This is a genomic window from Streptomyces sp. NPDC055078, from assembly GCF_053607985.1.
Genome location: NZ_JBSGUP010000436.1, coordinates 1 through 6,938 on the forward strand (window position 1 = coordinate 1; position 6,938 = coordinate 6,938).

General features: G+C 72.6%; 4 protein-coding genes. 1 reads left to right on the forward strand and 3 read right to left on the reverse strand.

The features are described from left to right. Window positions 1-230: 230 nt before the first annotated feature. Window positions 231-1,106 (reverse strand): menaquinone biosynthetic enzyme MqnA/MqnD family protein, encoded by an 876-nt coding sequence (locus tag ACWF94_RS28540; protein WP_453494568.1) that lies wholly within the window; start codon window positions 1,104-1,106, stop codon window positions 231-233. Window positions 1,107-1,543: 437 nt separating this feature from the next. Here ACWF94_RS28540 and ACWF94_RS28545 point away from each other — a divergent pair, with 437 nt between their 5' ends. Further along, a complete protein-coding gene (locus ACWF94_RS28545; protein ID WP_003967102.1) occupies window positions 1,544-1,747 on the forward strand; it encodes a cold-shock protein in 204 nt (67 codons plus the stop codon). Between the two features lie 160 nt (window positions 1,748-1,907). On the opposite strand, the gene ACWF94_RS28550 is transcribed toward ACWF94_RS28545, so the two are convergent. After that, entirely contained in the window at window positions 1,908-3,218 is a 1,311-nt protein-coding gene (locus ACWF94_RS28550; protein ID WP_453494573.1) for a M1 family metallopeptidase, read from the reverse strand. Window positions 3,219-3,390: 172 nt separating this feature from the next. Beyond that, on the reverse strand, window positions 3,391-6,938 hold a 3,548-nt coding region (locus ACWF94_RS28555), incomplete at its 5' end, for a Pls/PosA family non-ribosomal peptide synthetase (protein ID WP_453494576.1).

Sequence of the window (6,938 nt, forward strand, 5' to 3'; positions counted from 1 at the left end):
CCTCAAACGCCGGACGGGCTGAAATCAAACGCCCCGCCCAACACGAACCAGCGCTCGCGCGGCATGTCCTCAAACGCCGGACGGGCTGAAACCAAGCGCCCCGCCCAACGCGAACCAGCGCTCGCGCGGCATGTCCTCAATCTCCCCCAGACTTCGTCCGGGGGGACCCCCAACGGGCTGAAAGAGCGACCCCAGGCCGCGCGAGCCCAGCCTGATCCAAACGAAAGACCCTAGCCCCGGGACAGGAGTTCCACCTGTACGTCCGGCGCGTAACCCGTCGTCGGGGCCGTGCGGCGGGCGAACTCGTGGACGCCCGCGAGCTGATCGGGGCCGAAGCGGAAGTCGAGGGTACGGAAGTAGCGTTCGAGGAGTCCGGCGTCGAAGGTCTCCCAGCGCGCGGCCTGCTCGGCGACCTTGGTGACCTCTTCGAGGGAGAGATCACGGGAGGCGAGGAAGGCTTCGTGGACCTCGTGGAGGACGCCCGGCTCCCGGGCCAGATACTCCTTGCGCGCGGCCCACACCGCGAAGACGAAGGGGAGGCCGGTCCACTCCTTCCACATGAGCCCCAGGTCGTGGACGGCGAGGCCGAGGCGGGGGGCGTCCTGGAGTGAGGCGCGCAGCGCGGCGTCCCCGATCAGGACGGCGGCCTCGGCCTCCTGCATCATGACGCCGAGGTCGGGCGGACAGGTGTAGTAGTCGGGGGCGACCTGGTACTTCTCGGCCAGCAGGAGCTGAGCGAGCCGTACGGAGGTGCGCGAGGTGGAGCCGAGGGCGACGCGCGCTCCGTCGAGCTGCTCCAGGGGCACCTGGGACACGATCACACAGGACATCACCGGGCCGTCGCAGCCGACCGCCAGATCCGGGAAGGCGACGAGCTGATCGGCGTTGCGCAGAAACTCCACCAGCGTGACGGGCGCGATGTCGAGGTCGCCGCGCACCAGTTGCTCGCTGAGCTTCTCGGGGCTGTCCTTCGACAGATCGAGATCGAGGAGGGTGCCGGTGCGGGCGAGCCCCCAGTACAGGGGGAGACAGTTGAGAAACTGGATATGGCCGACGCGGGGCCGGCTGCGGTGGGCGGTTGCTGTGCTTTCTCCAAGTCTGTCCACAAGGGGAGGCTAGACCTGCGGGCCGCTTCCGGGTACGCCGGGGCGCGCGGAATCGCGCCTCCGGGACCGCGTACGCACAGCCGCCGGACACCTCGCACACCCGACCCTCCGGGACCCCGTACGCACAACCGCCGGGACCCGGTGCGTACGCTTCCGGGACCCTGCGTGTACGGCCCTCCGGGACCCTGTACGCAGCGCGGACACGCCGGTCGTGGGCCGGTCTCCGTCAGCCCGCGCGGGACCGCTTCAAGCGTCCGAGTGAAGTGATCTTTGCCTCTACCGCTGCGAACACACTGCGTGCTAGGCTCGACGCAAGTTGCAGTTTGGTTTCCCTTGCAGTACAGAGCCTGCGGAGCATGTGACCCGCAGGCTTTTGTAGTTTTCAGACTTGTTTGCAGGTTCTGGAGCAGGGCAACCCTTTGGCCCAAGGAGGGCTTATGGCTACCGGAACCGTCAAGTGGTTCAACGCTGAAAAGGGCTTCGGCTTCATCGCCCAGGACGGCGGCGGCCCGGATGTCTTCGTCCACTACTCCGCGATCAACGCGTCTGGTTTCCGCTCGCTGGAGGAGAACCAGGTCGTGAACTTCGACGTCACTCAGGGTCCGAAGGGCCCGCAGGCGGAGAACGTCACCCCGGCCTAGTCAGCCAGGGTCGGCGATCGCGTCCGACTAGCAGTACCCAAGGAGCCCCTTCCCCGCCAGGAAAGGGGCTCCTGCCTTTCCCCGCCATTCCCTCGCGCCTCCCCCTTGTGCCCCCGGCCTCCCGCGCCCGGGCGGACGGCCGCAATTCGATGGGGAAATGTCACGGGCGGGGGCGCGGAAGGGCCGGGAGTTCCCTCTCGTACAACCATCTGGTGAACAGTTCGTCCAAGGGCCTCGGGGAATGCCGCCGGGCGAGTGCGATGAACTCCTCCGTCGTCACCACACCGTGCCGGTGGCGCGCGGTCCACTCGCGCAACAGCGCCACGAACGCCGGGTGGCCGGTCTCCGTGCGCAGCGCGTGCAGGGTCAGCGCACCCCGCTCGTACACCCGGTCGTCGAAGATCCGCCGCAGCCCGGGGTCGGCGATGACGATGTCCTGGCGCAGCAGGGCGAGCCGCCCCCGGGACCTGGCGGCGATCGCCGCCGCCGACGGACCGCCCGACAGCTCGGACCAGAGCCACTCCGCGTACTTGGCGAACCCCTCGTTGAGCCAGATGTGCCGCCAGTCGGCGACGGTGAGACTGTTGCCGAACCACTGATGGGCCAGCTCGTGGGCGATCAGCCGCTCACTGCCGCGCCGCCCGTCGACATGGTTCGTACCGAAGATCGACAGCCCCTGCGCCTCGACGGGCACGTCCAGTTCCTCGTCGACGACCACGACCGCGTAGTCCTCGAAGGGGTAGGGGCCGAAGAGGTCCTGGAAGGCGGTCATCATCTGCGGCTGCCGCCCGAAGTCGCGCTCGAACCGGCCGGCGGGCAGTGTGCGCGGCACGGCGGCCGGCTGGGGAACCGGGCCCGCGTGGGGCACATCGAGAAGTTCGTACGGACCGATCTGCACGGTCGCGAGATAGGCCGCCATCGGCGCGGACTGCTCGTACACCCAGGTCGTCGTGGAGGCGCTGATCGTACGGGAGGTGAGCAGGCCGTTGGCGACCACGGTGTACGGGGACGGCGCGGTCACCGCGATCCGGTAGACGGCCTTGTCGTCGGGCCGGTCGTTGCACGGGAACCAGGACCGCGCGCCGTGCGGCTGCGAGGCCACCAGCGCGCCCTCCTCCAACTGCTCCCAGCCCAGCTCGCCCCAGTCCCGGGTGCGGACCGGGTGCGGAACGCCCACGTACCGCACCTCGACGGTGAACGGGGCCCCGGCGCGCAGCGGGCGCGCGGGCCTGATCCGGAGCTTGTCGCCCCGGTGGGTGTACCGCGCCGGGCGGCGCCCGTCGACGAGCACCTTGACGAGGCGGAACCGCCCGAGGTCGAGGACGACCTCGGACAGCGCGCGCTCGGCGACGGCACTGATCCTGGCCCGGCCCGAGAGCCGGCCGCTGTGCGGGAGATAGTCAAGATCCAGGTCGTATGCGGTGGTCCGGTGACCGAGGTCGCCGTGCTGCGGCAGATACGAATCCGTCACCCTGGTACGTCCTCCGGTTCCACTGCCGTTCCCCCCGCCGCCGATGTGTTCCGGCTCCTGAGCCGTTTCCGCCGTCCGGTCGTCCGCCGTCCGGTCGCCGGTCGCCCGCTCCTCCGGCCGCCCTTGTTCCTGACACCCGCCGCCGCCCCGGCGACCGGTCGCCGGTCGTCCGCTACCGATGCCAGGCGGCGATCGGATTGCCCAGCCACCGGGTGTCGGCGGGCACGGTCTCCCCGCGCATCACCAGTGACGCGGGGCCGATCGCGGCCCGGTCCCCGATCACCGCGCCGGGCAGCGCGATGCCGTGCGGGCCGAGGGTGGCGCCCGCGCCGAGGACGACATTGTCCATGCGCATGATCCGGTCGTGGAAGAGGTGGGTCTGCACCACACAGCCGCGGTTGACGCTCGCGCCCGTGCCGACCGTGACGAGGTCGGCCTCCGGCAGCCAGTACGTCTCGCACCACACCCCGGCGCCGATCCGGGCACCGAGCCCGCGCAGCCACAGCGTCATCAGCGGGGTGCCGGGTGCCGCGCCGACCAGCCAGGGCACGGCCAGCACCTCCACAAAGGTGTCCGCCAGCTCGTCGCGCCAGACGAAAGGCGACCACAGCGGATGCTCGACCGCCCGGAAGCGGCCCACCAGCAGCCACTTCGCCGCGAGCGAGACCAGCGCCGCCACCAGGCCGCCGGCGAGCAGCAGCACTCCCCCGAGCAGCACCGCGACCGGATGACCGAAACGTTCCGCCAGAGCGGCGAAGGCCATCAGGAACAGGACGGCGAGCGCCACGCAGCACATCACCGGAACGATCCGGAAGACCTCGACCGCCGCCCGCGCCCACTTCAGCCGCCTCGGCGGGGCGAACGTACGGCTCTGATCGCCCTCCTCGGCGGCCCGGGGCAGCCTCATCGGCGGCATCCCCAGCCAGGAACTGCCCGCCTTGGCGCGTTTCGGGGCCGACGACAGCACCCCGACCAGACCGCGCTTGGGCACCCGGCGGCCCGCCGCCGTCATCCCCGAGTTGCCGAGGAAGGCACGCTTGCCGACCCGGGCCCCGGCGATCCGCAGCCGCCCGCCGCCCAGTTCGTACGACGCCACCATCGTGTCGTCGGCGAGGAACGCGCCGTCGCCGACCCTGGTCATCGCGGGCACGGCCAGCACGGTCGACGCCTCGACCCCGCGTCCGACCTTCATGCCGAGCGCCCGCAGCCATACGGGTGTGAAGAGGCTCGCGTACAGCGGGAAGAGATGCACGCGGGCCATGTCCATGAGGCGTTCGGTCGTCCACGTCTGCCAGGCGATCCGGCTGTGCACGGGATGGCTGCCCTCGCGCAGACCGACGGACAGCGCCCGTACGCCGATGAGGATGAGCAGCGCGTAGGTCACCAGAGCGGCGACCGTCGCCGCCGGCACGGCCGCGAGCGGGCCGGCGTGCAGCCGCATCACCAGCAGCGCGGGAACCATCGCGAGCGCGGGCAGCAGACTCAGGGCCAGCGAGGTCGCCGAGTAGCCCGCCGTCCAGCGGCGGCGGCGCGGCGGGCGGGCCTCCCGCGAGCCCCGGGCCTTGCCGTTACGGGTCGCCGGGACGCCGGACCAGCGCTCACCCGCCGGTACGGTCCCGGTGACGCCCGAGCCGGGCGCGATCTCGGCCCGCTTGCCGATCCGCGCGCCGGGGAACAGCGTGCTGCGCGCGCCGACGACCGCGTCCGCGCCGATACGGACGGGGCCGATGTGCAGCCGGTCGCCGTCCAGCCAGTGCCCCGAGAGATCCACTTCGGGCTCCACCGCACAGCCCCGGCCGAGCCTGAGCATGCCGGTGACCGGCGGCAGCGTGTGCAGATCGACGTCCTCGCCGATCCGGACGCCGAGCGCCCGCGCGTAGTACGTGAGCCATGCCCCGGCGAGACTCGTCGCCCCGCTCAGCTCGGCGAGCCGCTCGGCGGTCCACAGCCGCAGATGGACACGTCCGCCGCGCGCGTACGTCCCGGGGCGCGTACCGCGCAGCAGCAGACGCGCGCCGCCCGCCGCGATGACGATCCGGCCCGGCGGGCTGGCGACGAGCAGCCAGCCGATGGCCACCCACCACCAGGAGACGGCGGGCCCCAGGCCGAGGATGTTGGCGACCGCCGCCGCGACCACGCTCCACCGCAGACCGGCGACGGTGAGCAGCGGCAGCATCAGCAGGAGCTGTGCCACCTGGGCCCGGCGCGGCACCGGCCGTACGGGCCGGGGCTTCCCGGTCCTCACGGTCTTCCCGCCCCGCGTCGACCGGTTCTTCGTACCGCCGCTCTTACGGCCGGTCTCCAGGGTGCGCGCGAGCGCGCCGAGCGTCGGGTGGCGGTAGATGTCCGTGACCGACCCCGTGCCGTAGTGGGCCCTGATCCGCGATACGAGCTGCGCGGCGGCCAGGCTGCCCCCGCCGACGGCGAAGAAGTCCGTATCGGGGCCGGTGACCGGACTGCCCAGCAGATCCGCCCACTGGTCCGCGAGCCACCGCTCGGCCCCGGTGAGCCGCACCGGCCCGGCCCCGGCCCCGGTCGCGCCACCGGGCAGTGGCCAGGGCAGGGCCGCCCGGTCCACCTTCCCCGAGGTCCGGGTCGGCAGATCGCCGACGACCGCGATGAGGGGGACGAGAGCGGCGGGGAGTTCCTTACGGAGGCGGGCGACGGCGTCGTCGTGGTCGAAAGGGGTGCCGTCGGGAGGCCCTGCGGCCGGGCCCGCGCCAGTGTCCGGGGCCGGAGCCGGGGCCGGGGCCGGGGCCGGGGCCGGACCTGTCACCGGAGCGGGGTCCGGGGCGGGGCCGGGAGCGGAGTCCGGGGCGGAGTCCGGGGCGCTGGGGACGATGTAGCCCACCAGCACCTGGTGTCCCGCGCCGGTCGTACGGACGGCCGCCGCCGCGCCCGCGACCCCGGGGAGGGCCTGGAGCGCCGCGTCGATCTCGCCGAGTTCGATCCGGCGTCCGCCGAGCTTGATCTGTTCGTCGGCGCGGCCGACGAACAGCAGCCCCTCGGCCTCCGCGCGGACCAGGTCGCCGCTGCGATACGCGCGGGACCAGCCGAGGGCGGGGAGCGGGGCGTACTTCTCGGTGTCCTTCGCCGGGTCGAGGTAGCGGGCCAGACCCACCCCGCCGATGACCAGCTCGCCCGTCTCCCCCATGGCCACGATCTCGCCCCGGGTGTCCACCACGGCCAGTTCCCAGCCGTCGAGCGGCAGCCCGATCCGTACCGGTCCCCGCCCGGTCAGCGGGGCCGCGCAGGCGACGACCGTGGCCTCGGTGGGACCGTAGGTGTTCCAGACCTCCCGCCCCGGGACGGCCATCCGCTCCGCCAGCTCCGGCGGGCACGCCTCACCGCCGAAGATCAGCAGGCGTACGTCGTCGAGGGCGTCGGCGGGCCACAGCGCGGCCAGCGTGGGGACGGTCGAGACGACGGTGACGCGCTGCTCGACCAGCCAGGGGCCCAGGTCGAGACCGGTGCGTACGAGGGAGCGGGGCGCGGGCACCAGACAGGCGCCGTGCCGCCACGCGAGCCACATCTCCTCGCAGGACGCGTCGAAGGCGACGGAGAGCCCGGCGAGCACCCGGTCACCGGGGCCGAGCGGGGCGTCCCGCAGAAAGAGCCGGGCCTCGGCGTCGACAAACGCGGCGGCGGCGCGGTGGGTGACGGCGACGCCCTTGGGCCTGCCGGTGGAGCCGGAGGTGAAGATGATCCAGGCGTCGTCGC

Coding starts and splice junctions, on each gene's coding strand:
- ACWF94_RS28545 (WP_003967102.1), top strand. CDS start 1,544: ATGGCTACCGGAACCGTCAAGTGGTTCAACGCTGAAAAGGGCTTCGGC.